Source organism: Sediminibacterium sp. GW821-FHT12F12 (genome assembly GCF_058806635.1).
Map to the genome: position 1 here is coordinate 1 of NZ_JBXAPW010000003.1, position 25356 is coordinate 25356.

Genomic DNA, 25356 nt, shown 5'->3' on the forward strand with positions numbered 1-25356 from the left:
GACTCACGACTCACGACTCACGACTCACGACTCACGACTCACGACTCACGACTCACGACTCACGACTCACGACTCACAACTCACAACTCACGACTCACAACTCACTATACCTTCTTCGTCCCAGAATATCCATTCTTCAACAACCACTGCAATACTTTCTCCCGCTGGTCACCCTGTACAATGGCTTCGCCGTCTTTTACGCTGCCGCCGGTACCGCAGAAGTTCTTGAGCTTTTTACCGAGCTCTTCCAGGTCTTCTTCTTTGCCGATAAAACCGGTAACAAGGGTAACGGCTTTACCAGCTCTTTGTTTGGTATCGAGACGGATCCTCAGTTTCTGCTGGTTGGGGGCTAAGGTATCCTGCGCCGGCTGTTCCGCTTCCTCAAAACGGAAAGAAGGATCGGTACTGAATACAAAACCTCTTGCATCGGGTTTATTTTTCTTACTCATACAGATTCATTACTTCATTCATCAAATAATTTTCTACTGCGCCTTTGCGGGCAAATATTCACGCGAAGGCGCAGTTTTATAGCAATACCGCTTTCAGACTCAGGTCTACACTTTGCGCCTGGTGTATCAATCCACCTACACTTACATAATCAACCCCTGTAGCGGCATAGGATTCAATCGTATCCAGGTTAATGCCGCCGCTGGCTTCTGTTTCAAACGCACCGTTGATCAGTTGTAAAGCTTCGGTGATCAGTTGGGGCGTAAAATTATCGAGCATGATACGGAACACTTTTCCTTTTCCCATGGCGCAAACGGTTTTTACGTCTTCCAGGGTCCGTGTTTCCACTTCTATACGCAGCGGGTGTTCCATATGCTGCGAATAAGTATACGCTGCTTCAATAGCTGGCGCTATGCCGCCGCAGTAATCAATATGATTATCCTTCAGCATGATCATATCATACAGACCAAAACGATGGTTGACGCCTCCGCCGATCCGTACCGCTTCTTTTTCGAGTAAACGAAAATTGGGGGTGGTTTTGCGGGTATCGAGCAAACGGGTATGATACCCTTTCAATTTTTCGGTATACCGATGGGTTAAAGAGGCAATGCCACTCATGCGCTGCATACAGTTCAGCACCAGGCGTTCGCAGGTAAGAATGGTATGTACACTGGCAGCTACCTCAAAGGCTTTTTCGCCATTCAAAACAGCCTCACCATCTTTTTTAAAGGGGGTAAATACCATTTCCGGTTCCTTCAGCCGAAAGATCTTTTCCGCCACGGCCATACCAGCCAGGATCGTATCCTGTTTGATTTTCAGTACTGCCTTCCCTTTTTTACCGGCAGGAATGCTGCTGAGGGTAGAATGATCCCCATCGCCCACATCTTCCTGCAAAGCTTCTTTTATGAGGTGTGCGAGTTGTTCGTCGAAAGATTTCATGCTGTAAATGTAGGGGGATAAAGAAAAATCCCGCCCGGATTTCCGGAACGGGATTAAAAAAGTTGCCTGAAGCCTTTAACTGATCCGTAAGGTAATGATCTGGCGTTTCCCGTCTTTCAGCTTGAGCATGATAGTAATATTGTGCCCTTTGCCGTTATCGATCAGTTTTCCTGCAAGATACATAGTGGCACCAATCTCCCTTTCGGAGGTTTTTTCAAATCCTTTGATGCCGTTTTCTGCAAAAAAAGCCTTCAGTGTAAGGGTGGCCTGGTTACGGCCTATGTTTTTTACCTCATCTTTATCAAGGAGTTTCATATCCACATAATCATCGAAATGACTTCCCACCTGCCCCGCATCTGCCGCTTTAAAAGCATTTACAATAGCATCTACATCGCCCTGAGCGGTAAAAGACATCAAACCCAGTACCAAACCGGAGAATAAGAGTATTTTTTTCATAATAAACTATTTGTTACACACCCTCTCATTTGCTAAAAACATGCCAAACTATGGCCTGCAGGGTATTGGGATAAAGTTAACATCTATTCATCAATTGTAAATGCAGTAATTTTATCCTATGAGTAAGAAAGTTATATTAGTTATTATGGACGGCTGGGGCCTTGGTAAGGTAAAATCAGCCGATGCTATCCAGAACGCGAATGTGCCGTTCGTGAGTTCGCTGTATGCGAAATATCCCAATACCACCCTGGTTACCTGCGGTGAGGACGTAGGATTGCCAGAAGGACAGATGGGTAACAGTGAAGTAGGTCACCTGAACCTCGGCGCCGGCAGGATCGTTTACCAGGAATTACAGCGTATTAATGTAGCCATCCGTACGGGCGAATTTGCTGAGAACAGCCAGTTACTGGCTGCTATCCGTTTTGCCAAAGAGAACCAGAAACCTTTGCACCTGCTGGGACTGGTAAGCGATGGCGGTGTACACTCGCACCTGAACCATATCAAAGCACTGTGTGATGTTTGTAAAAAAGAAGGACTGAACGAAGTATATATCCATGCTTTCACAGACGGCAGGGATACTGACCCTAAAAGCGGATTAGGTTTTGTAACCGAACTGCAGCAGCATTTGAATATATCAGTTGGCAAAATTGCCTCGGTAAGTGGCCGTTATTATGCCATGGACCGGGACAAACGCTGGGAGCGTGTGAAACTGGCGTATGATTGTCTGGTAAAAGGCGAAGGCCCGAAAGCGACGGATGCACTGGCCGCCATTGAACAGTCTTATGCGGCAGAGATTACCGACGAATTCATCAAACCCACCGTGATCGTGGATGAAGCGCAGCAACCATTGGCTTTGATCAGAGACGGGGATGTGGTTATCTGCTTTAATTTCCGCACAGACCGCTGCCGCGAGATCACAGAAGTATTAACACAAAGCGACAATCCGGAATTTGGCATGCAGAAGCTCTTGCTGCATTATACCACCATGACCATGTACGATCACAAATTCAAAAACGTACATGTGATTTTCGAAAACGATAACCTTACCAATACACTTGGTGAAGTACTGGCGGCGCATAACAAAAAACAGATCCGTATTGCCGAAACGGAGAAATACCCACACGTTACGTTCTTTTTCAGCGGAGGCAGGGAAGAACCTTTTGCAGGTGAGAGCCGCATCATGGTGCCATCTCCCAAAGTGGCCACTTATGACCTGCAACCGGAAATGAGCGCCGTAGAAATTACAGACAAACTGATACCGGAAATTGAAAAGGAATCTGCCGACTTCATCTGCCTGAACTATGCCAATACAGATATGGTGGGGCATACCGGCGTATTCAGTGCCGCTATTATTGCAGCCGAAACCGTGGATGCCTGTGTGAAAAGGGTGGTTACTGCCGGACTGGAACATGGCTATACCATTTTCCTCACTGCCGATCATGGCAATGCAGATTATCTCGTAAATGAAGATGGAAGCCCTAATACGGCCCATACCCTGAACCCGGTTCCTTTTTTTGTGATCGATAAAGAATGGAAAGGAGAACTGAAAACCGGTAAACTGGGCGATCTGGCACCCTCTATTTTGCAGGTGATGGGGTTACCTGTACCGAAAGAAATGACAGGAAATATCTTAATTTAACTTCCTAAACCCGCAAATATGAAAATCTTCAAAAAACTGCTGATCGTGCTACTCGTTGTTTTTGTAGTAGCGCAGGCTTTCCGACCTGAAAAAAACAACTCAAACGATACCAGTAAGGATATTTCCAACAGTTATGTGGTACCGGAGAATGTAAAAACCATCCTGGCCAAAGCCTGTAACGATTGCCACAGCAACAATACCCGTTATCCCTGGTATGCTGAGATACAACCCGTAGCCTGGTGGATCAATGACCATGTAAAAGACGGGAAAAAACACCTCAACTTTAATGAATTCGACGGCTACCGCATTGCCCGTCAGTATAAAAAACTGGAAGAGTGTATCGAAGAAGTAAAAGATGGCGAAATGCCACTGACTTCTTACACCATCATTCACAAAGACGCCAAACTCTCCGACGATGAAAAACAGATTCTGTTTACCTGGTGTGAGATCGTAAGAGACAGTATCAAAGCCAGGTACCCGGCGGATAGTCTGGTGATTAAGAAAAAGAAATAACACTGTTAGTTAAGAGTGAATAGTTAAAAGTGAATAGTGGGTTTGTTTCTACTACACTCTCAACTATTCACTTTTAACTACCCACTTTTAACTACAAGACTTCATGCAGATCAAATCAGCCAAATACCTTATTTCTTCCGCTCTGGTAACACAGTGTCCAAAGCCTGACCGACCGGAATATGCATTTATCGGGCGAAGTAATGTGGGCAAATCATCGCTGATCAATATGGTTACCAATCAGAAAAGTCTGGCCAAAACATCGGCCACGCCCGGTAAAACACAGTTGATCAATCATTTTGAAATTGAAAGTTCTGCCGGCGAAAAAGGCCCTAAAACCAAATGGTTCCTGGTAGATCTGCCCGGTTATGGTTATGCCAAACGTTCGCAAACAGAAAGAAGCAAGTGGGAGGAGATGATCAATGGTTATCTGCGCAAAAGGGAGAACCTGGTACAGGTATTCGTACTCATTGATGCCCGTCATACCCCACAGAAAAACGATCTCGAATTTGTGAACCAGCTGGATCACTGGGAAGTGAATTTTAGCCTGGTGTTTACCAAGGCCGATAAAGAGAAACCGGCTGTTGTAGAAAGAAATGTAAAAGCCTTTCTTGACAAACTACGCGAGACCTGGCAGTTCCTTCCCCGCCATTTTGTAACCAGTGCCGAAAAAAAACTGGGACGCGAAGAAATCCTGCAGTTTATTGAAGGATGTAACAAAGAGATCTCAGACAACAAAACGTCCAAATAAAAGAGGCAGCGATTCTTCCCGGTTGTTAATCAAGCATAAATCAAGCATCGTGAGTTGTCAGTGGTGAGTGGGGAGCGAGTTGATCTGGGTGATCAGTAAAGACACCTTTTTAACAACCTGCACTCGTTAAAAAGGCAGATTCTTTTTGCCATGGGCAAAACTTCCCCAATAAACCAATAAACGAGTAAACCAAAAACCTAGTTCACTGCCTTATCCGCACAGCAACTGCTGGCAAAAGCTTCGGGTTTGGCTTTAAAAGCGAAACCCATCCCCAGGATATACCCCATGGCTTCGCGCAGGGCATCGTTGCTTTTGAACTGGGGGTTGGTGTTGATATCGGCATGCACTTCCATGTCTACATGGTGCTCAATAAAAAGATTACAGAGCTCATAAGCGATCTCAATGCTTTTGGCCACTTCTACCAGCATCCTTTCCTTGATGTGGTATTTCTGTTTTGTCTTTTCATTGTGGATGTACATGAATCCACCATTGTGTTCGCGAAGGAATACGATTACGGTGGCAAACTCGGTATCCGCGCCTTTTACCTGGCTATCGGTACCAATACATACTTTGAGTTTTGTTCCGCAGGCACGTTCCCTTTCAATAGCTTCCTTTACCGCATCTTTGATAGGAAGCTGGATCTGCTCTCCGTTGAATTTTCTCCAATGCATACTGTATGAGGTTTACGTAATTTACCGATTTATGGGCGGCATTCCCGCTTCTGTTGATGAACTTATTATTAACAGCGGTGGAAAACGCGGGAGGATGGAGTTAGAAGTTAATAGTTAAAAGTGAAAAGTGAGGGGGAAGTAGCTTTATCATCCCTATTCATCCCCTCCCAACTATTAACTACTAACTATTAACTATTAACTATTAACTTTTAGTACTCTCCTTATCTTCGCCCCATGAAAGTGGCAGGTTTTACCTTCATCAAGAATGCAATACAGTTCGACTACCCGGTGGTGGAATCGATCCTTTCGGTATTGCCGCTTTGTGATGAAATGGTAGTGGCTGTTGGCGATAGCAGTGATGGTACACGGGATCTCATCAGTTCCATCCCGTCGGATAAGATCCGGATTATAGATACCTTTTGGGACCCCACCCTGCGCGAAGGCGGTGCCGTACTGGCGGATGAGACCAACAAGGCCTTACGCGCCATCGGTGGCAAGCCCGACTGGTGTTTATATATCCAGGGTGACGAAGTGCTGCATGAACAATACCTCGATACTGTAAAACAGGCTATGCTGCAATGGAAAGACCATGCAGAAGTAGATGGACTGCTGTTCAAATACAAACATTTTTACGGATCTTTTGATTATATCGCCAGCTCATCAGACTGGTACCGGAACGAGATCCGGATTGTGCGGCATAACCCCGACATTTACTCGTACCGTGATGCGCAGGGTTTCAGGAAAGGGAATGACCAGAAATTACGGGTGAAAGCAGTGAATGCTTATATCTATCACTATGGCTGGGTAAGACCACCGCAGACCATGATGGATAAAAAGCGGAATTTCGGCAATTACTGGGGCGGCGACAGGGTGGATGAAACTTTTCTGAAGACCTATTCCGGCGAGTTTGATTATTCGCAGATTGATGCACTGGAGAAATTCACAGGCACCCATCCCGAAGTAATGAAAGAAAGGATCAGCCGGATGAACTGGCAATTCAGCTACGATCTGTCTTATAACAACCTCAGTCTCAAAGATCATTTCAAGAATTGGATGGAAAAGTGGACGGGTATCAGGCCCTTTGATTACAAAAACTATATTTTGTTACGGTAATACAACACACATGACAACAGCCTGCCTGCTTTGCGGTAACACAGACAATAACCAGTTGTACAAGGTAAAAGAATTGCAACTGGGCCTGGATGAATATTTCAACTACCAGTTATGCGGTAGCTGTGGCAGTATGCAGTTACAGGATGTACCCAATAACCTGGGGAAATACTATCCCAATGAGGATTATTACTCTTTCAAACTCGACCTGAACATCCGCAAAAAAGCAGATACCCTCCGGAAAATCAAAGCTGATTATTTATTGTTCGGGAAGAACCAGATGCTGGGACGTTTGCTATCTATCGGATACAAACTACCCGAACAGTTTCAGTGGATGAAAGACCTTGGCGCAAAATATGATGATGCCATTCTGGATATCGGCACCGGTAACGGCAGCCTGCTCTCCCGTTTGTTTCAGATAGGGTTCACCAATCTCACCGGCATAGATCCGTTTATTAATGAAAGTCAGGATCATGGTTCTATCCGCATCCTGAAAAAAGATATTTACGAGGTAACGGAACAATATGATATTGTGATGATGCACCATTCGCTGGAGCATATGTTTGAACCGCAGAAAGTATTGGCTCAGGCCATGCAGATCACCAAACCGGGCGGAGCAGTAATGGTACGCATTCCCATCATGGGTAATTATGGCTGGCAAACCTATGGTGTATACTGGTGTGGCATTGATGCACCCCGGCATATCTTCATCCCATCAGCCAAACAAATGCGGAAGCTGGCCGAAGACGCCGGTTTTACGGTTGAAAAATTCTACTACGACAGCAGCGATTACCTGATCTGGAGCAGTGAGCAATACAAAGTGGGCATGCCCTTACACGATCCTAAGAGCCATATGTTCAATAAAGATGGCAGCAGTATGTTTTCCAAAGAAGATATCAAACGTTTCCGGGCAATTATGAGGGTAGAAAATGAGAAAGGAAATGGCGATACGGCTGTGATCTGCCTACGCAAAAAATAATCGCTTATTTGTGTTCTCCCCTGCTCAGTTTGCGGATCTCGATCAAACGGCTGAGGGTTGATTTATTGGTAAAGTGGAAAAGCTCTTCCTGGTATTGCCATAAAAAGCGGAATAGCGGCCACACAAAACTGCCCTTCGCTTTCTGTGAAAACAATTCATACAACTTCGCATAAAAGCCTTTCCGGTTGCCATGTTCCGCATCGCGGATCTGTCCGATCCAGTTCAGCATATCTTCAAAATCCCGGTAGCGTTGTTCGTGTTTGCGGGTTATCGCTTTCTGCGCCAGCGTAGTGGTGAAGGTTGCCGCATGTTGCCGGTAAAGTGTCAGTGGTTCATCCACATACTGAATACCTGTATAAATGGTCGCTTTCATCGCAAACCAGATATCATGCGGGATCCCGGCAGGTATGGGTAATACATGCGGCAGCAATTGGCTGTTCACCAGCATGGCATGCCCCCAGACTACATTACTGAACACAAAACCACGCGTATCGGCCCCGCTGTACATCTTTCGCAATTGCGATAGATTTTTCTGCAGGCTCTGTCCTTCTTCATCAATCAATATACTATCGCTGTACACCAGCCAGTGATCACCGATGGCATTGTATAGTTTTTCCAGTTTCTCCGGTAACCAGATATCATCCTGGTCGCAGAATGCCACAAAAGCCCCTTTTGCCTGTTTGGCAGCATATTCAAAATTGCCAACTGTACCCAGGTTACTGGATTGATAGGTAATATAAAAACGTGGATCAGTATCGTATTTCGCCAGTATTTCTCTGGTGCCGTCGGTAGAGCCATCATCAGAAACTACGATCTCCAGGTTGGACCAGGTCTGTTGCAGCAACGAATCCAGCTGCGCCTGTATAAAACGTTCACCGTTATAGGTGCAGAGTACGATGGAGATCAGGGGTTCTATAAAAGCATCTGTTTATACACATCAATATATTCTTCCGCACAACGGTCCCAGCTGAATCGGGCCGCCTGTTGTTTGATCTTTTCGATAGGTTGATGCGTAGCATAATGCGCCATCCCCTCCGCAAACACCTGGCGCATATGCTCCGGATCAAACTCGTGAAAATAATAAGCCGCATCTCCACCCACTTCCGGCAAACTGGTCCTGTCGGAACTAAACACCGGTTTGCCATGATACATAGCTTCAATGATCGGCAAGCCAAAACCTTCTGCATAAGAAGGGAACAGGAACGCTTCACAATTTTTATAGTACCAGTATTTCTCTTCCTCAGTAGCAGGGCCAATCAGTTTTACCCGATCGGCTACGCCAAATTTTTTCGCAGCCGCTTCTACTTCTTTGCCGTAGTCGAATTCATTCAGTCCGGCAATCACCAGTTCATAGTCATTCCCTTCCAGTAAAGCAGGCAATACATGAAAATTCTTGCGGGGCTGCACCAGTCCAATGGTAAACAGAAACGGTTTTGCGGGCCGGTATTTCGGAGCATCAAACCCCGGAAAAGTAGCCACCGTACAACCCAGATGAATGGCACGGGTGGGTTTGTTACCAAGGTTCAGGTGTTTATAGGCTTCATCTATGGCAAACTGGGAAATACCCGTGATATAATCGGCCCTGTCTATCCGCTCCTGGGTTTGTGCGAGTAAGCGTTTATTTCGTTTTACATTACCGGCATCTTCGATGAGATAACTGAAATCATACAATGTGTATAGGACTTTGGTACGGCGGTTAAACGGCCGGTACCAGGACAATTGGGTGGTTACATGCCAGAGATCATATTTACCGGTGCCGAAACGATAGAACTTATCAATAGAACGATGTTCCGTGTATTTTGCATCAGGTCCAAAAATGCCAAAATCCTTTTTGGGCAGGTAGTATTCCAGCTCCAGATCGGTTACGGGAATTCTGGCCAGGGCCTTTCCGAGGTTAATACACACGCTGTACAAACCGTTGAACGGATTGTACTTTAAACGGTGCATATCTACCAGGACTTTCTTCATGAAACGTCAGATTACCGGCAAAAATAAGCTTCCGGTCACGGAAATCGAGCGCTTATGTAAAGGATACTGGAAACTTTGTCAGTTTTCGGAAAAATGTACGGAAATTGACAGGTATTCGCTTTCCCAAAACAACCGACTTACATGAAAATACTCTTGTTCTATCTCCGACCCTATAAATGGCTGATCGGGCTGGCTTTATTACTGGCCGCCATTAACCAGTCGTTCTCCATGCTTGACCCTTACTTTTTTGGTAAGCTGATTGACCAGTATGCCACTCACCCGTTTGAAGTGGGTTATTTTAATGAGCAGAAAAAGTTCATTGTAACAGCTACCCGTACCGAAACGCAGTTTATCTGGGGGGTGGTCGGATTTCTGGGAATCCTGATCAGTGTGGCCATGGTATCGCGGATTGCCAAAGCTTTCCAGGATTATTTCAGCAATGTGATTGTGCAGAAATTCGGCGCCAAAATCTTTACCGATGGATTGAAACATTCCATGCAGTTACCTTACCAGGAATTTGAAGACCAGCGCAGCGGCGAAACCTTATCCATCCTTACCAAAGTGAGAACCGATACGGAGAAATTCATCATCTCTTTTATCAATGTGCTGTTCAGTATTCTCGTCGGGATCGTTTTCATTTCTGTGTATTCATTCAGGCTGCATTGGTCCATCATGCCCATTTATGTGGTAGGCATTGTTTTCCTGTCACTGCTCACGAGTTTCCTCAGTAAAAAGATCAAAGTGATCCAGAAAACCATTGTGAAGGAAACCACGATGCTGGCAGGTAGCACTACAGAAAGTTTACGCAATATTGAACTGGTAAAAAGCCTGGGGCTTACCGACCAGGAGATCAATCGTTTGAATAAAAATACCTACAAGATCCTAGGACTGGAACTCAGAAAAGTAAAAAGCATCCGTACCCTGAGTTTTATACAGGGAACTTTTGTGAATTTTTTACGGCAGGTGATCATGTTTACTCTCCTGTGGCTGGTATTTAAAGGCGAGTTAACGGCGGGAGAAGTAATGACCCTTACTTTTTATTCCTTCTTCATATTCGGACCTTTGCAGGAGATCGGCAATATCATTCTTTCCTATCGCGAAGCAGAAGCTTCACTCAATAATTTCCATAACCTGATGCAGAAACCCTCAGAGCCCCGGCCGGTATATCCGGAACACCTGGGAGATATCAGGCATTTGTCTTTCCAGAATATCTCTTTCAAACACCAGACGGCCCAGTACAAGGCACTGGATGATATCAGTTTTGATGTGGAGAGAGGACAAAGCATCGCTTTTGTAGGACCCAGTGGGGCAGGTAAGAGTACTTTGATGAAATTGCTGGTAGGATTGTATCATACACAGGAAGGCAGCATCCTGTACAACGGCATCGACAGTAAAAAAATATTGTTTGATGAACTGCGGAACCAGATCGGTTTTGTAACGCAGGATACCCAGCTGTTTGCCGGCACCATCCGCGAAAACCTGACATTCGTTTACCCGGATGCCACAGAAGCCGATGTGCTGGAAGCGTTGCACAAAGCGAGCTGTGACAACCTGCTGGCAAGAGCCGAATATGGTTTAGACACGATGATCGGTGAAGGCGGACTGAAACTGAGTGGTGGAGAGAAACAACGTTTATCCATTGCCCGTGCGCTGTTGCGGCATCCGCACCTGCTGATTTTTGATGAAGCCACTTCTGCGCTGGATAGTATTACGGAAGAAGAGATCACTAATACCATCCGCCGGATCTCGAACGAAAAAGAACAGATCACGGTAATGATCGCCCACAGGTTAAGCACCATCATGCATGCAGACAGGATCTATGTGCTTGAAAAAGGTCAGATCGTAGAAACCGGCACTCACCAGCAATTACTGACCGAAAAAGGACTATACTATGCCATGTGGCGCCAGCAGATCGGCGAAAGAAAAGTCATGGATTTTGCAGCAGCTAACTGATAAAAACATATTTAAAAAGAAGTTTGGTAGCTCCCATCGTAATATCATTTCGGCGTTCGACATTCCTTGTTCGATATTCGATATTCAATGTTCCCCGCTAATCTTTATCAAACTTCTTTTTGATATATTCTATTACCGAAGGATCTTCCAATCCTTCCATATCGCTGAGCTCCAGTTCCAGTGCTTTTGTGCTGAGCTGGATTTCCAGCAGTGATAAAGCCAGTGAAGCGGAGAACGTGATCAGGCTAAAGGCAAATACCATATGTGCAAATGGCATAGCTTCAATATAGATCAGGTACATACAAAGAATACAACTCAGAAAAGTTAGCACTCCCAGCGCCTGCATATTCTTGATCAGCTTTAACCGGTACCGCAGGTTCCTGATCTGGCCGTGAATGGTGTGATTCTGCTCAGGAGTCTGGTACTTCTCATGCAGGCTTCTTACCCGGTTTGATAACGCCAGGAAACGGTTGGTATAGGCCAGCATAATCAGACTGATGGCGGGAAACAGCAAGGCCGGCGTATTGATCGATATATCCATACAGGCAAAATACAAAATATTCGTCTCCCCCGCCCTATCGGCCTCCACACTGTGTCTAACTATCTGAAATACAATAGGTTTAAAAATTATTTTACACTTATCGAAACATAAATTTAGATTTGCCTAAATTTATGTTTCGAACTGATGAAAAAAACTAGTTGGATAGGGTTGCTGTTACTATGTCTTGCAGGGTATGACCAAGCCGTAATGGGTCAGTTACCCGGTAGTGCGGCAAAAGCCTGGAACGAAAAAGACAGTTTTTCGCTTGACCAGGTAGTGGTAACCGCCGTAGCGGGTGCCACGCGGATCAGGCGTACTCCGATTGCCATCGCCATCGTGTCGCAGAAAGAAATGAACCGGAGCACCAGCAGTAATGTGATTGATGCTTTATTACGATCGGTTCCGGGTATTACAGCTATTACCACCGGACCTAATATCAGCAAACCTTTTATCCGCGGACTGGGTTATAACCGTGTGCTGACATTATACGATGGTATTCGCCAGGAAGGACAGCAGTGGGGCGATGAACATGGGATTGAGATTGATCCGTACGGTATTGCAAGAGCCGAAATTGTAAAAGGGCCAGCCAGCCTGTTATATGGCTCCGATGCGATTGCCGGCGTTGTGAATTTAATTCCGGGTATGCCGGTCAATACAAATGGAAAACTTAAGGGAGATGCTGTTACCGAATACCACAACAACAATGGTTTGATCGGCACCACTATTGGTATGCACTATAAGAAAAACGATTTTCTCTGGAGCATCCGCGGCTCCGCCAAAACTGCCATGGATTACCAGAATCCGGTTGATCATCGGGTCTATAATACCGGTTTTACAGAAAAGAACCTCTCAGTCATGATGGGCTGGGAAAACAAAAAAGCCAAAAATTACCTGCAACTGAACATCTACGATAATCGCCAGGAAATCCCGGATGGCAGCCGCGATTCAGTTACCCGGTCATTTACCCGGCAAATAGCAGAAGCAGATCTGGATGATATTAAAACAAGACCAACTGTACCCGCAGACCAATTACGCAGTTATCGCATAGCCGATCTTCACCAGCATATCCAGCATTATCGTGCCTATCACAAAGGAGCCTATACCATTGGGAAAGGAGAACTATCCACCCTACTGGGATTTCAGCAAAACCGCCGCAGGGAATACAATCACCCAACCCATTTGTCACAACCGGGCTTGTTTGTGGTATTGAATACGGTAAACTATGAAGCGAGGTATCGTTTTCCGAAATGGGCCGGGCTCGATATTACTTTTGGTACCAATGGCATGTATCAATCCAACCGTAATAAGTCCGCTACCGATTTCCCGATCCCGGATTATCATTTATTCGATATCGGCAGTTTTTTAGTGATCAAAAAAGATTTCGATAAAACAGTACTCACAGGAGGCATCCGGCTGGATAACCGTTCTGTTAGCTGGGATGATTTTTACACCAGAAAAAACAGCAACGGATTTTTCCAACAGGTACATTTCCCTGATACGGCAGGTGCTCTTTTGAACTTCCCCTCTTACCGTCGTCATTTCAGTGGCGTATCAGGCAGCATTGGCATAGTGCATAATATATCGCACACAGTTACGCTCAAAGCCAATATAGCCAGTGGTTACCGGAGTCCCTCGATTCCCGAGATCGGTTCAGACGGACTGGATCCGGGTGCCCATATTTATTATATCGGCAACCGCAACTTTACACCGGAATATAATTGGCAGGCAGACCTGGGATTGTTTTTCAGTGATGCAGACTGGGACGCCAACCTGGAATTATTTCATAACCGCATCAACAATTATATCTTTTTTCAGAAACTGTTTGATGCCAATGGTCAGCCGCTGGAACTGGTGCCCGGTAATTTTACGTATCAGTATAAACAGGGCAGTGCTTTGTTATACGGTGCAGAGGCCAATATCAGTTATCATCCCAAACAATTGGCCTGGCTGCAGTTCCAGCATAACCTGTCTGCCATCAGGGGAATCAACACAGATCAGCCTACCCTGAAACTATTGGGGGATGCGGCGCAGCATCTCCCGCTGATTCCGCCTTTCAGAACTGTGAGCCGGGTACGTTTTTTACTGCCGCAGGTAACCCGTTTTTTATCCGATGCTTACCTGCAATCAGAAGTAGAAACGGCTGCAACACAGAACCGCTTTTATGCAGTAGACAATACCGAAACGGCCACACCAGGTTATACGCTGGTAAATATGGGCATAGGATTCAGCATTGGTAAGGATACCCAAAAAAGCAATTGTCAGGTATTCATCAATGTCAATAACCTCTTCAACACCGCTTACCAATCGCACCAGAACCGTTTGAAATATTTCGAGTATTTCCAATCGGCTCCCAATGGCCGTTCCGGCATCTATAATATGGGCAGAAACCTGGCTGTAAAACTGATTGTTAACTGGTAATGTTAACCGGCTTTAAACTCCAGTGGCACATTGATTTTGAGACTGATATTACGTCCCATATTGAACACACCCGTACGGCCGGTTACCACATTCAGATCAGTATACTTTAACCGGTTAAGGTGATTCTGATAAGACACATCAAATACATTATTCACAGAAAGATTCAGACTGAACAGGGTTTTTCCTTTGCGCATAAATTCCGTACCGGCTCCCAGGTTAAACAACGTGTATCCTTGGGTAACGGTCTCTGTATTATACGCCGTAAAAATGCGGTTCTGTGTACTCACATTATCCATCTCCAGTTTGCAGTATAGGTTGCGTAATGATTTGCCGGCTTTTATGAGATCGGCTCTTAATTCACTCTCTAACCGGGGTGCAGGAATAAATGGTAAGCGGTTGGCACCTTCAAACTTCTCATTAAAATGTCCGGCCACCATCGAAAAACTATTTTCAAAGTGTAACCAGTCAAGCGGGTGAGGATGCAGATCAAACTTTACTTCAAATCCTACCAGGGTGGCTGCCGCCTGGCGGAAAGTGAACCCGGTCAGGTCTTCTCCATCTACATTCACCAGCGAGTCTCCACCACCCACCGCTTCTAACTTACTGTAGAAAATATAGTTCTGGATCGTATTATAGAATCCATTCAGTGTAAAATTGAAATGCTGGGTATTTACTTCAATGCCACCATCCAGTTGCAGGGAAGTTTCTGTTTTCAGGTTATTATCGCCATACTCATACCGGTTCGTTCCTTCATGTGCGCCATTACTCGCCAATTCACTTACACTTGGGGCCCGGTAACCGCGGGCCACGTTCAGTTTCAGGGTTACAGATTCATTCATGTTATAACTTAACCCAACACTCCCGCTTAGATTGCTGAAAGATTTGTTGAAGCCAGCAAATTTAACCGCGCCATTCTCGAGGTAACTCTTACCGGTTACACTGCGGGTATCGCCTCTGAAACCACCACTCAGCGTGAGGTTATTGTTGAATGTTTTACGCGTATACACAAAAGCTCCGATATCAAACTGGTTATACTCCGGTATCAAAACTTCTGCTGCACGGTTGCGGTTCTGCTGGTACATACCACTGGCACCTACCGAACTCTTCCAGCCGTTTTTTTCCGAAAAATTGTATTGCAGACTGTAGGTAATAGTTTTGAGATCAAAGAATAGTCCGGGTGTATACCGCGCATCAGGATCACCAAACTCGTAGCGTTTGTTGCGCTGGTAACCCACATTCACCGCAAGCCTGTCTTTACCAATGGCGAAATTGTTATCCAATGCTATCTTAAAATGATTGATATGCTGATAAGGTGTAAAGAGGTTTCGGCTATTCAGTTCGTCACTATTGGCTTCGCGGCTGTAAGCTGTTTCGGGATAAATCAGGAATTTTCCGCTAACCGTATCGCGGGCGCCTTCAACCATGCCCAGCTTCTGGTTAAAACTGCTTACGAGTAAATGGCTATAGCCCCATGATTTATTGATACCAACATATCCACCAAAATTCTTTTCAAAAAAGCGGCTGTTGAATACTTTGCCGTCATATGCATTGCTGTAATCCGCAGCAGATTTGGAAGTGGCATATACATTCCAGTTAAACCCATTTTTCAAATGTCCGGCCAGGTTACCGCTCCCGCCCCAATAGCGATTATTATCTGTATAAGTAGCCAGCAGGTTTCCTTTAATGGTTCCCTGTTCTACCGGCGCATTGGTGATAAGATGTATCACACCGGCCATGGCATCGCTTCCATACAACAAAGATGCCGGCCCTTTTAATACTTCCACTTTCTGGATACTGTATTCATCAATCTCGATCCCATGTTCATCGCCCCACTGTTGTCCTTCCTGGCGTACCCCATCGTGTACGGTTACTACCCGGTTATAGCCCAAACCACGGATAACAGGTTTGGAAACGGCCGGACCTGATGACAGGCCAGATACACCCGGAACAATGCGGCTTAAGGCATCAATCACATTGGTAGAACTGGTTTGCAGTAATTCGCTGCGTTTGATAATGGAGACGGGTTGTGCCGACTGCCGCACTTTGGTAACAGAAGCTACTCCTGTTACGGTAACCGCCTCGTTTTCGATATAAGTTACTTTTAAGGCAAAATTGTGTACCTGGTTAGCACCGATCTCGATGGTTTCGAGCAAGGAAGTATATCCTATAAAAGATACTTCCACCAGGTATTTACCTGAAGGGATCGTTGGAGTACTATAGTTACCGTTGTTATCCGTTAGCGTACCCGTTTTGGCTTCGTGCAGGTAAATAACCGCCCCCACCAAGGGTTTCCCTGTTTTTGCATCGGTTACGCGGCCGCTGAGCACCACATTGGCACCATCAGCTGCAAAAGAAGAGATTGTCAGTATTGAAAAAAATAAAAGGAACAAAGATTTATTTGCCTTCAAGCGTTTCATAATAAATAGAATAAGGGTTCTGAATGATCGTGAATCAACTACAGTAAAGAAAAACCAAACAACTCCGTGAAGGAGCAGAAACGATCAACAGGCAGGAGGCCCCCGGAGAGAATAACTGAAAACAGTTGAAGAATAGACATCAGCCACAAATGCACCACAGAAAACAGGATAAGAATATTGCGGCGTGATAACCAGCGGTTCTGTTGCTGCTACAAACGGCGATTCGATGATCAGGTTATCACATTGGCAATTAAAACCGGCTTTGCTTAGCTGGGTAGAATTTGCATCAGGAAGCGAAGTTTTTCCCCTGCCATCCCGGTGCGAAGCCACCAGGTTATGCAGCGTGATCTTTGGCGTAATACCATAGGCAAACAGCACCAGGAAGATGACTGCCAACACATGCCGTATCGTAATTTTCTTAGCCAGGGGTAATTTTGTTACGTTGTTGCAAATGTAGGGGCTTTTGCATCACATCCTTACTCTCCCGGATTTTTTGTGGATTTTTTAGGAACCGGTTATCGCACTTTCAGCATGGCCCTGACCTGCTGGGTGGCCAGGTTCTGCAAACGGGCATAATATACCCCGGTTGGCAGAGATTCGCCATTGAATACCACCGTATAGACACCCGCTGCATATTCTTTATCGATGAGGTTAGCCACTACCCTTCCGGTGGTATCAATGATCTGGATCAGGGTATGACCGCCCGCGGTGGTAAAAGTGATCACCGTAGATGTTACAAAAGGATTGGGATAATTACTGATCAGCATATCGCCCGACAGGTTCACGGCTTTTTTGCAACCACCCGCATTCACCAACGGAAGCACCTGATAGTTTTTTAACATGATCTGCTGCAGGTCATCATCATTCACACATAACCAGTTCGACAGGATCGTGGCATATATACTCCTGAAATCATACTGGAAGGGCAGGTTGGAACTAACCGTGGTATTGGCCGGTATGATCGGTGTATCGCCCAGCACACCTCCCAACACATTTTTACCGAATACAAAGAGCGGGGCGGCAGAACCATGGTCGGTACCATCGCTTCCATTACTCTTGATGCGTCGTCCGAACTCTGAGAATGTCATGCCCACTACGCGGTCATCCACTCCCAGAAATTTCAGGTCGTCTGTAAAAGCTTTGATGGCATCACTCACATTCATGAGCAGGTTAGCATGTGCACCTTTGGTATTATCTACACTATCTACCTGGGCAGAGTGTGTATCAAAGCCGCCGTAATTTACCATGTAGATCCTTGTCTTCAATCCGCCTTTGATCAGTCTTGCCACAATTTTCAACTGATCGCCCAGTGAATTTTTGATGGGGTAACTTACCTGCTGCACCGTATTGGTAGCTGCCGCTTTGATCACGGTAGCATATTGTTGTGTTTGCTGTGAGATCTGGCGGATAAAAGTCAGCTCTTTTCCCGCCGGTGTATTCGGTGCCGGATCCTGTATACCGTTTACGAGGTTATAAAAATTGCTGGTATTGCTGATGCTCATGCCCATACTTACCGCCGGCCCCTGCAGCGTAAGCGAGGTAGATGAACCAATCTGAATGGCCAAAGGATCCGTCATGCTGGCATTGGGATAGCCATTCGGGAAATTGGGATATTCATAATTAAGATAACGACCTGCCCAACCAGTATTCACCAGTTCATTGCTGTCGCTTCCGCTCATCCAGATATCGGTGGCGCGGAAATGGGAGAAACTGGGTTGCGGGTAGCCAACAGAATGCACCACTTTCAGGTGCCCTTTATCATACATGGCTTTTAAACCGGTCATAGCCGGGTGCAGACCTGCTTTTCCATTTAAAGCCAGCAGGCTTTTTTCGGGGATATAAATATTCTGGCGTGCATTTACATAACTGTTGAAATTCTCGATTGGCACCACCATATTCAATCCATCATTACCGCCGTTCAGTTGTATGATCACAAACACATGATCCGTTTCGGTAACAGGCAACATCAGTGATTGCATGATATCTGCATCGGCACCAAATGCCCTGAACGAAAACCCACTCACCAAAGAAGGGAGCAAAACACCGGCAGGCAAAGATTTGCGTAAAAAATCTCTTCTTTTCATCCGCTCTTTTTTAAGCCAATTGGTATTCGGCCAGGTTCATAAAATATTTTATCAGGTCGCGCAAACGGTTCCGGATGGTAGTGGTATTGGAAGTATTCCCTGGATTGTTGATGAATACATTCCAGGCATCCGTCCAATAATAATCTGAAGCCTGCCCACCCAGCAGGATATCTGTTTTCAGCTGGTTTTTCGAAGCCGCCGAAAGATCGATGCGGTAAATCAGTTGCAGGATATCGTCGATCAGTACATTGGGGTCTTCCGGCTTCGGTAATGTTTTGGCAAATTCCGTTACATCAATAAACAATTTTTTCCCATTGAAGGTATAGCCGTTCTGCACCATCGTATCGGTAAACTGGTTACGCTTGGGCAGTGTATCACTCGTGATCCACACTTCATAAAACTGGGGCTCCTGGTAATACGCTTTCCAACCACTCACATCCGGCGGATCGCCAATACTCTGTTGCATATTATTGGCCCAGTTTACGAGATAACTCCAGAAACCGTAGTTGGTGAGATAATCAGCCGAAGGTTGAAATGCCACCTGCCATTCACGACAGGTACCCACTACCAGGTCTACCGGACTTTTGATCTGGCAGCCTTTGGCCAGTACGTCAAAGAAATGCTCGCTCTTAAGCAAGGCACTTAACACCGGTTTGATCTCATAATTATTCGCCCTCAGCAGATCGGCCATGGGCGTGATGATATTAGCCTCTACAGTGCTGTCAATATCATAATACACAAACCAGCGGTACAACCTGCGACTGATATATTTCGCTACTTCCTGTGTTGCAAAAATCATATCAAGTAAAGCATCCAGTTCTTCATCGCCGGCGGTGGCGCTGTTTTTGCCTTGTATAACGGTATTGCCATAAAAAGCAGAGAAAGTTTTATTACCTGTATCATGCCGCTTACTATCAAAATAAGATGAAATGGCAGCTGCATCGTTGCGCCAGCCGGTTAATACCTGGGCGGCCGCTTTTACATCATCTTCGGTGTACTGCGAGCCCGGGCCTTTTCCGCAGCAGAATAATTCCTGCAGTTCCCTTCCGTAGTTCTCATCCGGTGCACTCTTGGTATTGCGTTCTCCATTCAGGTATACCAGCATGCCGGGATCGATGGTAACTGCGCGGGTTAATGCTTTAAAATTGCCCAATGCATAGGTTCGCAGCAGCAAATGATGTTTGAATACATATTGTGCATTACCAATAGTACCCGTTTCAGTGGCAAAATGGTTATGCCAGAAAAGCGTCATTTTCTCGCGGATACTTCTGTCCTGATTAACCATTACCCCCATCCACCATTTTTTAAAGGAATTCATCCGCAGGCTGTTCACCGTTCCATCGTTATTTACATCCAGTACCCAGGTAGAACCCTGGGCAATATTGGTATCCGGATTGGTGGCACCGGCAGGAACAGTATATTCTTTTACAGGGAGATCCGGGAGTGGTGCAGTAGGGTTCAGGAGTTCATCTACCGATTGCTGTAAACCCAGTGTCCTAAAATAATTGATATCGGCCCTGGTGACACCAAAAAGGGTTCTTTTCAACAAATGGATCACCTCATTCTCTGTCCAGGCACCGGTAAAAGGCGCCAGTCCACCATTAGGAGGAGGTAAAGGCGCTGTTTTTACCCTGCCTGAACCAGAAGAGGGGATAGTGGATGTTAAAAAGGATCTTCTGTCCATAAAATGCTGTTAAAGGGGTGTTAATAGGATGCGGGGCAACGACCATCTGTTGCCTGACGGCCTGAAAAAATCAATTTACCCCGATTTCCCATTCCAGCTCATCCGGGAACCTGTTTTTTTTGCCCCGATAATGCAGCATTCAAAACGGAATAATGTCCTATATTTAGGGTAAACATTTTCCCTCCATGACGGAACAAGCCATTATTACAGGCTGTTTACACAACGACCCTGCAGCACAGCGCGAGCTGTACAACCGCTATAGCCCCAAAATGCTAAGCGTTTGTTACCGTTTCGGGCAAAGCCGTGAAGATGCAGAAGACATGTTACAGGAGGGGTTCATTAAAGTATTTACCCAGATACATACCTTTCAGAACAAAGGCGCTTTTGAGGGCTGGATCAGGCGGATCATTGTACACACCTGCATCAACTTCCTGAAAAAGCACAAGAAATTCAACGAGAGCGTTGACCTGGCTTATGCCAATTCATTGCATGTAAAAGAGGAAACAGTTCCTTCTATCATGCAGGCAAGACAGATCATTGAATGTATCCGTTTATTACCCATCGGGTATCGTACAGTATTAAACCTGTACGCACTGGAAGGTTACAGCCACAAAGAGATCGGCGCCATGCTCGATATCGAAGAAAGCACCAGCCGAAGCCAGTATACCCGGTCAAAAGCTATGCTGGAAATGATCCTGATCCGTAAAAAGATCATCGAGAAACCGAAAGAGGAGTTTAACTGGCTGGCAGCTTTTAAAAATAAGTAGCGTTGATTGCGATTGCACATGGATAACAAAATGTACCAGGACGAGTTCGAGCAGTTTTTACAGGACGAGGTAAAACAGCACCGGATGTATCCTTCCGACCATATCTGGAAGAATATCCGAACAGAACTGCACGGGTATAAAGCATGGCCCGCACTTACGTTCATTTCCCTTTTTATCATCACCGCATTAACGGTATCTACCTTACTTAATAACCATCCGGACAGACAGGTGTACCTGCGTAGCCATACTGCTGCACCACTTAACCATGCTGACGCCGGCAATTCGCAGAACCAAGCGGGTAATGTTGCCGTGGAAAAAGATTATTTCCAGCAGATTGCTCCTGAGCAGATCACGGCAGAAACCTTTGCCGGTATGAATAATAACCTGGCAGAAGAAACTATCGTAGTTACCAGAAATACTGCTATCGATCAATCAGCTACCCCCGTTAAATCTGCTGCATCACGTGTAGCTTATACAGCCAAAGCGGTAAACAAACTGCCGGCTGATATGGCTGCTGTTGATCCGGCACTGATTGAAAGCAGCTTTACCGCTGAGCCTATTACAGAAACAACAGAACCCGCAGAGAACAAAGCCACACCTGCAACAACTGCTGTACAAACCGACAGCGATACCCATTCCAATGCGGATGAATTTGTACGTGATTTTGTGTATGTGAACAACCAACCCCGTCAAAAAAATTCCAAATTCGGGTTCCAGTTTTATGTAACCCCTTCTACCAGTTACCGTAAACTCTCCGACCAGAAAGTAAAAGATATTATTCAGCCAGCGGCGGCAGCTGCTTCTGCCTCTCCTTCACAGAACGTGCCACTGAGTCCTAACCTGGCAGCCGATGTGAACCATGTAGTAAGGCATAAACCAGCCATGGGTTTTGAAATCGGTTTTGCCGTGCTGTATAATATGAGCGACCGTTTGAAATTCAAAACAGGTGCCCAGCTGAATGTGAGACAGTACTATATCGAAACCTTCCAGTCGCTCACCAATGACCTTACTTCTTTATCGCTGATCAACTATGGAGGAATTGAAACCATTAATTTCTATTCGCCCTGGAACAACAATACCGGTTACAAAAAAGCACAGCTCGATAACAAAGTGTATCAGATCTCAATTCCATTGGGTATTCAGTGGGATCTGATCCGTGGCAAACATTTCGGGCTCAGCACCGAAGCCTCAGTACAGCCTACGCTTACCCTGAATAACAATACCTACCTGCTTTCGACCGATTACAAACATTATACCGGTGGCGGCAATTTTATCCGCAAATGGAATATCAATACCAGTGTTGGATTTAACCTGTCTTATACCCGCGGTGCTTATTCCTGGCAGATCGGTCCACAGATCAGGTACCAGCACCTGCCTACTTATTCTAACCAATACCCCATTAAAGAATACCTGATGGATTATGGGGTGCGTATTGGTTTTACCAGACAGATCAAGTAATTCTGCTTCTTAGTACCGCTTTAACAGGCTAATATGGCCTTATCCGTTTTTTATTGCGGTGGTTTGAATAATTTTAGCGCATGAAATCTTTTCCGGTCCTGCTTTTCTTTTTACTGCTATTGGGCACAGCCTGCACTTCCAAAAAGCCGGCAGGGAAGAACCAGCAGGCCCAGCTGGCAGATACTGCTAAATTTTACCCGTTGCGTAATTTTTTCAAAGAACAGATCCAATATGTAGATCTGCGCAATTTCCCTATCTATCAGCTCAAAACCACGGATGGTGTGAAAGATTCCACCTCACTCACCAAAGATCAGTTTATACAGCTGGCGGGGATATTTCTGCAACACGATATTGCTGAACCGGCCGTAAAAGTGCTGTACCAGGAATCAGTTTTTCAGGACCTTGGCACCGCCAGTGTTACTATTAACTATACCACTACCCAACCGGATGCGGCGGTAAAGAACATAGATATCCTGCTGGATGAAAGCACCAACCTGGTAAAACGGGTATTCATCCGCTGCCGGCATACCAGCGGAGATACCACTATTGAGGAACAATGCAACTGGAAAGCCAATAAAAGTTTTCAGGTAAACCGGACCTACCGTACCCCGGGCGGTTACCAAAAAGAGGAATTAAATTATATCAACTGGAACGATACGCCCTGAGAGGCAGCCTTATGACAGCAGCAGAATTTCAGCAGATCTCGCATACCATTCCCCTCTTACCGGGTATTTACAAGTATTACGATACCGAGGGACAGTTATTGTATGTGGGCAAGGCCAAAGAACTGCGGAAAAGGGTAAGCTCTTATTTCTCCAAAACCTTCACTACTTACAAAACACATGAACTGGTACAGCGGATAAACCGGATCGAGTTCACCATTGTGGATTCAGAACAGGATGCTTTTCTGCTCGAAAACTCGCTGATCAAAGAGTACCAGCCAAGGTATAATATCAACCTCAAAGACGATAAGACCTATCCTTATATCGTTATCAAAAAAGAACCTTATCCACGCATTTTTCTTACCCGCAAAAAGATCAACGACGGATCCGAATACCTTGGCCCCTTTACATCAGCGGGTAAAGTGCGCGACCTGATCGATTTTATCAAACAGTATGTTCCGCTGCGCACCTGCAAACTGAACCTCTCTGAACAGAATATCCGCAAAGGAAAATTCAAGGTCTGCCTGGAATATCACCTCGGCAATTGCAAAGGCCCCTGCGAAGGATTGCAGGACCAGCAGGATTATAACGAAGGACTGCAGCAGGTACGGAATATCCTGAAAGGCAACCTGGGTTCTGTCATCAACCACTTTAAAGCCCTGATGCAGCAACAGGCCGCTGCCATGGAATTTGAAAAAGCAGAAGCCACCCGCAAAAAAATTGAACACCTGGAAGGCTATCGCGCTCGCTCGGTAATCGTGAGCAGCCACTTGTCTAATATCGACGTTTTCTCGATCGTAAAAGAAGATAACCTGGCATATGTAAATTACCTGATGGTGCAGAATGGCACCATTATACAAACCCATACGGTGCCGCTGGAAACAAAACTGGAGGAAACGGAGGAAGAAGTGCTGGGTTTTGCGATTGCTAATATTCGGGCCTCATTCAACAGTCTTTCAAGGGAAGTCATTGTTCCATTCGAGGTGGATTATCCTGATACCAGCCTCAGTTTCACCATTCCCAAAGCCGGCGACAAGAAGAAACTACTGGACCTGTCTATCAAAAACGTGAACTATTTCAGGGAAGAACTGAAGAAAAAAAGGATCCTGCACCTGGAGGGGAAGAGTGATATGGAGAAAAAGAAAGTACTCTACGAACTGCAGCAATACCTGCACCTGGAGGAGGTACCCGACCATATCGAATGTTTTGATAACTCCAATTTCCAGGGAAGTTATCCGGTATCTGCGATGGTTTGTTTTAAAGACGGTATGCCGAGTAAAAACGATTACCGGCATTTTAATGTGAAAACGGTAACAGGCATCAATGATTTTGCCACCATGACCGAAGTGGTGTATCGCCGTTATAAACGCTTATTGGCCGAAGAACAGCCACTGCCCAAACTGATTATCATTGACGGGGGCAAAGGGCAATTGAGTGCCGCCATGGACAGTATCAGTGAACTGGGTTTGTCGGGTAAGATAACTGTTGTGGGATTGGCGAAAAATGAAGAGGAACTTTTTTTTCCGGGTGACAGTGAATCATTCAAGTTGCCCTGGGACAGCGATAGCTTAAAACTGGTGAGAAGGATCCGTGATGAAGTACATCGCTACGGTATCACTTTTCATCGTAATAAACGCTCGAAAGGAACTTTCAGAAACGAGTTGGAAGAGATCAGCGGTATTGGCGAACAAACTATCCAGCAATTGTTAAAAGCCTTCGCATCTGTTAAGCGGATCAAAGAAACCGGGGAGGAAGAATTAGCAGCGGTAGTGGGTAAATCAAAGGCAGGAATACTGCGGAAACACTTCGACAGGGAGCCCCAGAAATAAAAAGGGGCCCGGATAAAAATCCAGCCCCGTTTTAAAATCCAATATCCTATGAAAAACCATGACGAAGATAAGG

22 protein-coding genes are annotated in these 25356 nt (G+C 45.6%); 11 read left to right on the plus strand and 11 right to left on the minus strand.

Annotation, left to right across the window (positions count from 1 at the left end):
- Window positions 1-104: 104 nt before the first annotated feature.
- The 3 genes from AC1RNB_RS05115 to AC1RNB_RS05125 all read right to left on the minus strand — a co-directional run bounded on the left by AC1RNB_RS05115 (window position 105) and on the right by AC1RNB_RS05125 (window position 1842).
- Window positions 105-449, minus strand: coding sequence for a translation initiation factor (locus AC1RNB_RS05115; RefSeq protein ID WP_493081288.1), 345 nt, complete (start codon window positions 447-449; stop codon window positions 105-107).
- Window positions 450-525: 76 nt separating this feature from the next.
- A complete protein-coding gene (gene nadC, locus AC1RNB_RS05120) occupies window positions 526-1386 on the minus strand; it encodes a carboxylating nicotinate-nucleotide diphosphorylase (protein ID WP_493081289.1) in 861 nt (286 codons plus the stop codon).
- A 75-nt stretch (window positions 1387-1461) separates the two neighbouring features.
- Window positions 1462-1842 (minus strand): DUF4783 domain-containing protein, encoded by a 381-nt coding sequence (locus AC1RNB_RS05125; protein ID WP_493081290.1) that lies wholly within the window; start codon window positions 1840-1842, stop codon window positions 1462-1464.
- Between the two features lie 118 nt (window positions 1843-1960).
- Between AC1RNB_RS05125 and gpmI the strand changes: the two genes are divergently transcribed.
- The 3 genes from gpmI (at window position 1961) to yihA (ending at window position 4742) form a co-directional block, all read left to right on the plus strand.
- Complete coding sequence (gpmI, locus tag AC1RNB_RS05130) at window positions 1961-3481, plus strand: 2,3-bisphosphoglycerate-independent phosphoglycerate mutase (protein ID WP_493081292.1); 1521 nt, start codon at window positions 1961-1963, stop codon at window positions 3479-3481.
- 18 nt (window positions 3482-3499) lie between these two features.
- Window positions 3500-3994: a heme-binding domain-containing protein gene (locus AC1RNB_RS05135; protein ID WP_493081293.1), complete on the plus strand. Its 495-nt coding sequence runs from the start codon at window positions 3500-3502 to the stop codon at window positions 3992-3994.
- A gap of 103 nt (window positions 3995-4097) precedes the next feature.
- On the plus strand, window positions 4098-4742 hold the full coding sequence (gene yihA / locus AC1RNB_RS05140) for a ribosome biogenesis GTP-binding protein YihA/YsxC (RefSeq protein WP_493081294.1): 645 nt from the start codon (window positions 4098-4100) through the stop codon (window positions 4740-4742).
- Window positions 4743-4939: 197 nt separating this feature from the next.
- Here the strand turns inward: yihA and AC1RNB_RS05145 are convergent, their stop codons facing one another.
- Entirely contained in the window at window positions 4940-5413 is a 474-nt protein-coding gene (locus tag AC1RNB_RS05145; protein WP_493081295.1) for a ribonuclease H-like YkuK family protein, read from the minus strand.
- A gap of 234 nt (window positions 5414-5647) precedes the next feature.
- Between AC1RNB_RS05145 and AC1RNB_RS05150 the strand changes: the two genes are divergently transcribed.
- Complete coding sequence (locus AC1RNB_RS05150) at window positions 5648-6526, plus strand: glycosyltransferase family protein (protein WP_493081297.1); 879 nt, start codon at window positions 5648-5650, stop codon at window positions 6524-6526.
- Window positions 6527-6536: 10 nt separating this feature from the next.
- Entirely contained in the window at window positions 6537-7502 is a 966-nt protein-coding gene (locus AC1RNB_RS05155) for a class I SAM-dependent methyltransferase (RefSeq protein WP_493081298.1), read from the plus strand.
- A gap of 4 nt (window positions 7503-7506) precedes the next feature.
- Here AC1RNB_RS05155 and AC1RNB_RS05160 read toward each other — a convergent pair whose 3' ends face one another.
- On the minus strand, window positions 7507-8418 hold the full coding sequence (locus tag AC1RNB_RS05160; protein ID WP_493082064.1) for a glycosyltransferase family 2 protein: 912 nt from the start codon (window positions 8416-8418) through the stop codon (window positions 7507-7509).
- Window positions 8415-9470 (minus strand): glycosyltransferase family 4 protein, encoded by a 1056-nt coding sequence (locus tag AC1RNB_RS05165; RefSeq protein ID WP_493081300.1) that lies wholly within the window; start codon window positions 9468-9470, stop codon window positions 8415-8417. The genes AC1RNB_RS05160 and AC1RNB_RS05165 overlap by 4 nt, the downstream gene beginning before the upstream one ends.
- 141 nt (window positions 9471-9611) lie before the next feature.
- On the opposite strand from AC1RNB_RS05165, the gene AC1RNB_RS05170 reads away from it, so the two are divergent.
- Window positions 9612-11423, plus strand: a complete 1812-nt coding sequence (locus tag AC1RNB_RS05170; protein WP_493081301.1) for an ABC transporter ATP-binding protein — start codon at window positions 9612-9614, stop codon at window positions 11421-11423.
- 97 nt (window positions 11424-11520) lie between these two features.
- Here the strand turns inward: AC1RNB_RS05170 and AC1RNB_RS05175 are convergent, their stop codons facing one another.
- Window positions 11521-11964, minus strand: coding sequence for a DUF2721 domain-containing protein (locus AC1RNB_RS05175; RefSeq protein WP_493081303.1), 444 nt, complete (start codon window positions 11962-11964; stop codon window positions 11521-11523).
- A 144-nt stretch (window positions 11965-12108) separates the two neighbouring features.
- Here AC1RNB_RS05175 and AC1RNB_RS05180 point away from each other — a divergent pair, with 144 nt between their 5' ends.
- Window positions 12109-14382: a TonB-dependent receptor plug domain-containing protein gene (locus AC1RNB_RS05180; RefSeq protein ID WP_493081305.1), complete on the plus strand. Its 2274-nt coding sequence runs from the start codon at window positions 12109-12111 to the stop codon at window positions 14380-14382.
- A 2-nt stretch (window positions 14383-14384) separates the two neighbouring features.
- Here the strand turns inward: AC1RNB_RS05180 and AC1RNB_RS05185 are convergent, their stop codons facing one another.
- The 4 genes from AC1RNB_RS05185 to AC1RNB_RS05200 all read right to left on the minus strand — a co-directional run bounded on the left by AC1RNB_RS05185 (window position 14385) and on the right by AC1RNB_RS05200 (window position 20567).
- Window positions 14385-16799, minus strand: a complete 2415-nt coding sequence (locus AC1RNB_RS05185) for a TonB-dependent receptor (RefSeq protein WP_493081307.1) — start codon at window positions 16797-16799, stop codon at window positions 14385-14387.
- An 84-nt stretch (window positions 16800-16883) separates the two neighbouring features.
- Entirely contained in the window at window positions 16884-17195 is a 312-nt protein-coding gene (locus AC1RNB_RS05190) for a hypothetical protein (protein ID WP_493081309.1), read from the minus strand.
- A gap of 119 nt (window positions 17196-17314) precedes the next feature.
- Window positions 17315-18883 (minus strand): DUF1501 domain-containing protein, encoded by a 1569-nt coding sequence (locus AC1RNB_RS05195; RefSeq protein WP_493081311.1) that lies wholly within the window; start codon window positions 18881-18883, stop codon window positions 17315-17317.
- Between the two features lie 10 nt (window positions 18884-18893).
- Window positions 18894-20567, minus strand: a complete 1674-nt coding sequence (locus AC1RNB_RS05200; protein WP_493081313.1) for a DUF1800 domain-containing protein — start codon at window positions 20565-20567, stop codon at window positions 18894-18896.
- A gap of 185 nt (window positions 20568-20752) precedes the next feature.
- On the opposite strand from AC1RNB_RS05200, the gene AC1RNB_RS05205 reads away from it, so the two are divergent.
- From AC1RNB_RS05205 to uvrC, 4 genes are all read left to right on the plus strand, one after another.
- Window positions 20753-21334: an RNA polymerase sigma factor gene (locus AC1RNB_RS05205; RefSeq protein ID WP_493081315.1), complete on the plus strand. Its 582-nt coding sequence runs from the start codon at window positions 20753-20755 to the stop codon at window positions 21332-21334.
- A gap of 18 nt (window positions 21335-21352) precedes the next feature.
- Complete coding sequence (locus AC1RNB_RS05210) at window positions 21353-22792, plus strand: porin family protein (protein ID WP_493081317.1); 1440 nt, start codon at window positions 21353-21355, stop codon at window positions 22790-22792.
- 80 nt (window positions 22793-22872) lie between these two features.
- A complete protein-coding gene (locus AC1RNB_RS05215) occupies window positions 22873-23457 on the plus strand; it encodes a hypothetical protein (protein WP_493081319.1) in 585 nt (194 codons plus the stop codon).
- Between the two features lie 11 nt (window positions 23458-23468).
- Window positions 23469-25283 (plus strand): excinuclease ABC subunit UvrC, encoded by a 1815-nt coding sequence (uvrC, locus tag AC1RNB_RS05220; protein ID WP_493081321.1) that lies wholly within the window; start codon window positions 23469-23471, stop codon window positions 25281-25283.
- Window positions 25284-25356: the final 73 nt, after the last annotated feature.

Bases quoted from the DNA above. Each gene is read 5' to 3' on its own strand.
- AC1RNB_RS05115 (WP_493081288.1), bottom strand. From the start codon at position 449: ATGAGTAAGAAAAATAAACCCGATGCAAGAGGTTTTGTATTCAGTACC.
- nadC (WP_493081289.1), bottom strand. From the start codon at position 1,386: ATGAAATCTTTCGACGAACAACTCGCACACCTCATAAAAGAAGCTTTG.
- AC1RNB_RS05125 (WP_493081290.1), bottom strand. From the start codon at position 1,842: ATGAAAAAAATACTCTTATTCTCCGGTTTGGTACTGGGTTTGATGTCT.
- gpmI (WP_493081292.1), top strand. From the start codon at position 1,961: ATGAGTAAGAAAGTTATATTAGTTATTATGGACGGCTGGGGCCTTGGT.
- AC1RNB_RS05135 (WP_493081293.1), top strand. From the start codon at position 3,500: ATGAAAATCTTCAAAAAACTGCTGATCGTGCTACTCGTTGTTTTTGTA.
- yihA (WP_493081294.1), top strand. From the start codon at position 4,098: ATGCAGATCAAATCAGCCAAATACCTTATTTCTTCCGCTCTGGTAACA.
- AC1RNB_RS05145 (WP_493081295.1), bottom strand. From the start codon at position 5,413: ATGCATTGGAGAAAATTCAACGGAGAGCAGATCCAGCTTCCTATCAAA.
- AC1RNB_RS05150 (WP_493081297.1), top strand. From the start codon at position 5,648: ATGAAAGTGGCAGGTTTTACCTTCATCAAGAATGCAATACAGTTCGAC.
- AC1RNB_RS05155 (WP_493081298.1), top strand. From the start codon at position 6,537: ATGACAACAGCCTGCCTGCTTTGCGGTAACACAGACAATAACCAGTTG.
- AC1RNB_RS05165 (WP_493081300.1), bottom strand. From the start codon at position 9,470: ATGAAGAAAGTCCTGGTAGATATGCACCGTTTAAAGTACAATCCGTTC.
- AC1RNB_RS05170 (WP_493081301.1), top strand. From the start codon at position 9,612: ATGAAAATACTCTTGTTCTATCTCCGACCCTATAAATGGCTGATCGGG.
- AC1RNB_RS05175 (WP_493081303.1), bottom strand. From the start codon at position 11,964: ATGGATATATCGATCAATACGCCGGCCTTGCTGTTTCCCGCCATCAGT.
- AC1RNB_RS05180 (WP_493081305.1), top strand. From the start codon at position 12,109: ATGAAAAAAACTAGTTGGATAGGGTTGCTGTTACTATGTCTTGCAGGG.
- AC1RNB_RS05185 (WP_493081307.1), bottom strand. From the start codon at position 16,799: ATGAAACGCTTGAAGGCAAATAAATCTTTGTTCCTTTTATTTTTTTCA.
- AC1RNB_RS05195 (WP_493081311.1), bottom strand. From the start codon at position 18,883: ATGAAAAGAAGAGATTTTTTACGCAAATCTTTGCCTGCCGGTGTTTTG.
- AC1RNB_RS05200 (WP_493081313.1), bottom strand. From the start codon at position 20,567: ATGGACAGAAGATCCTTTTTAACATCCACTATCCCCTCTTCTGGTTCA.
- AC1RNB_RS05205 (WP_493081315.1), top strand. From the start codon at position 20,753: ATGACGGAACAAGCCATTATTACAGGCTGTTTACACAACGACCCTGCA.
- AC1RNB_RS05210 (WP_493081317.1), top strand. From the start codon at position 21,353: ATGGATAACAAAATGTACCAGGACGAGTTCGAGCAGTTTTTACAGGAC.
- AC1RNB_RS05215 (WP_493081319.1), top strand. From the start codon at position 22,873: ATGAAATCTTTTCCGGTCCTGCTTTTCTTTTTACTGCTATTGGGCACA.
- uvrC (WP_493081321.1), top strand. From the start codon at position 23,469: ATGACAGCAGCAGAATTTCAGCAGATCTCGCATACCATTCCCCTCTTA.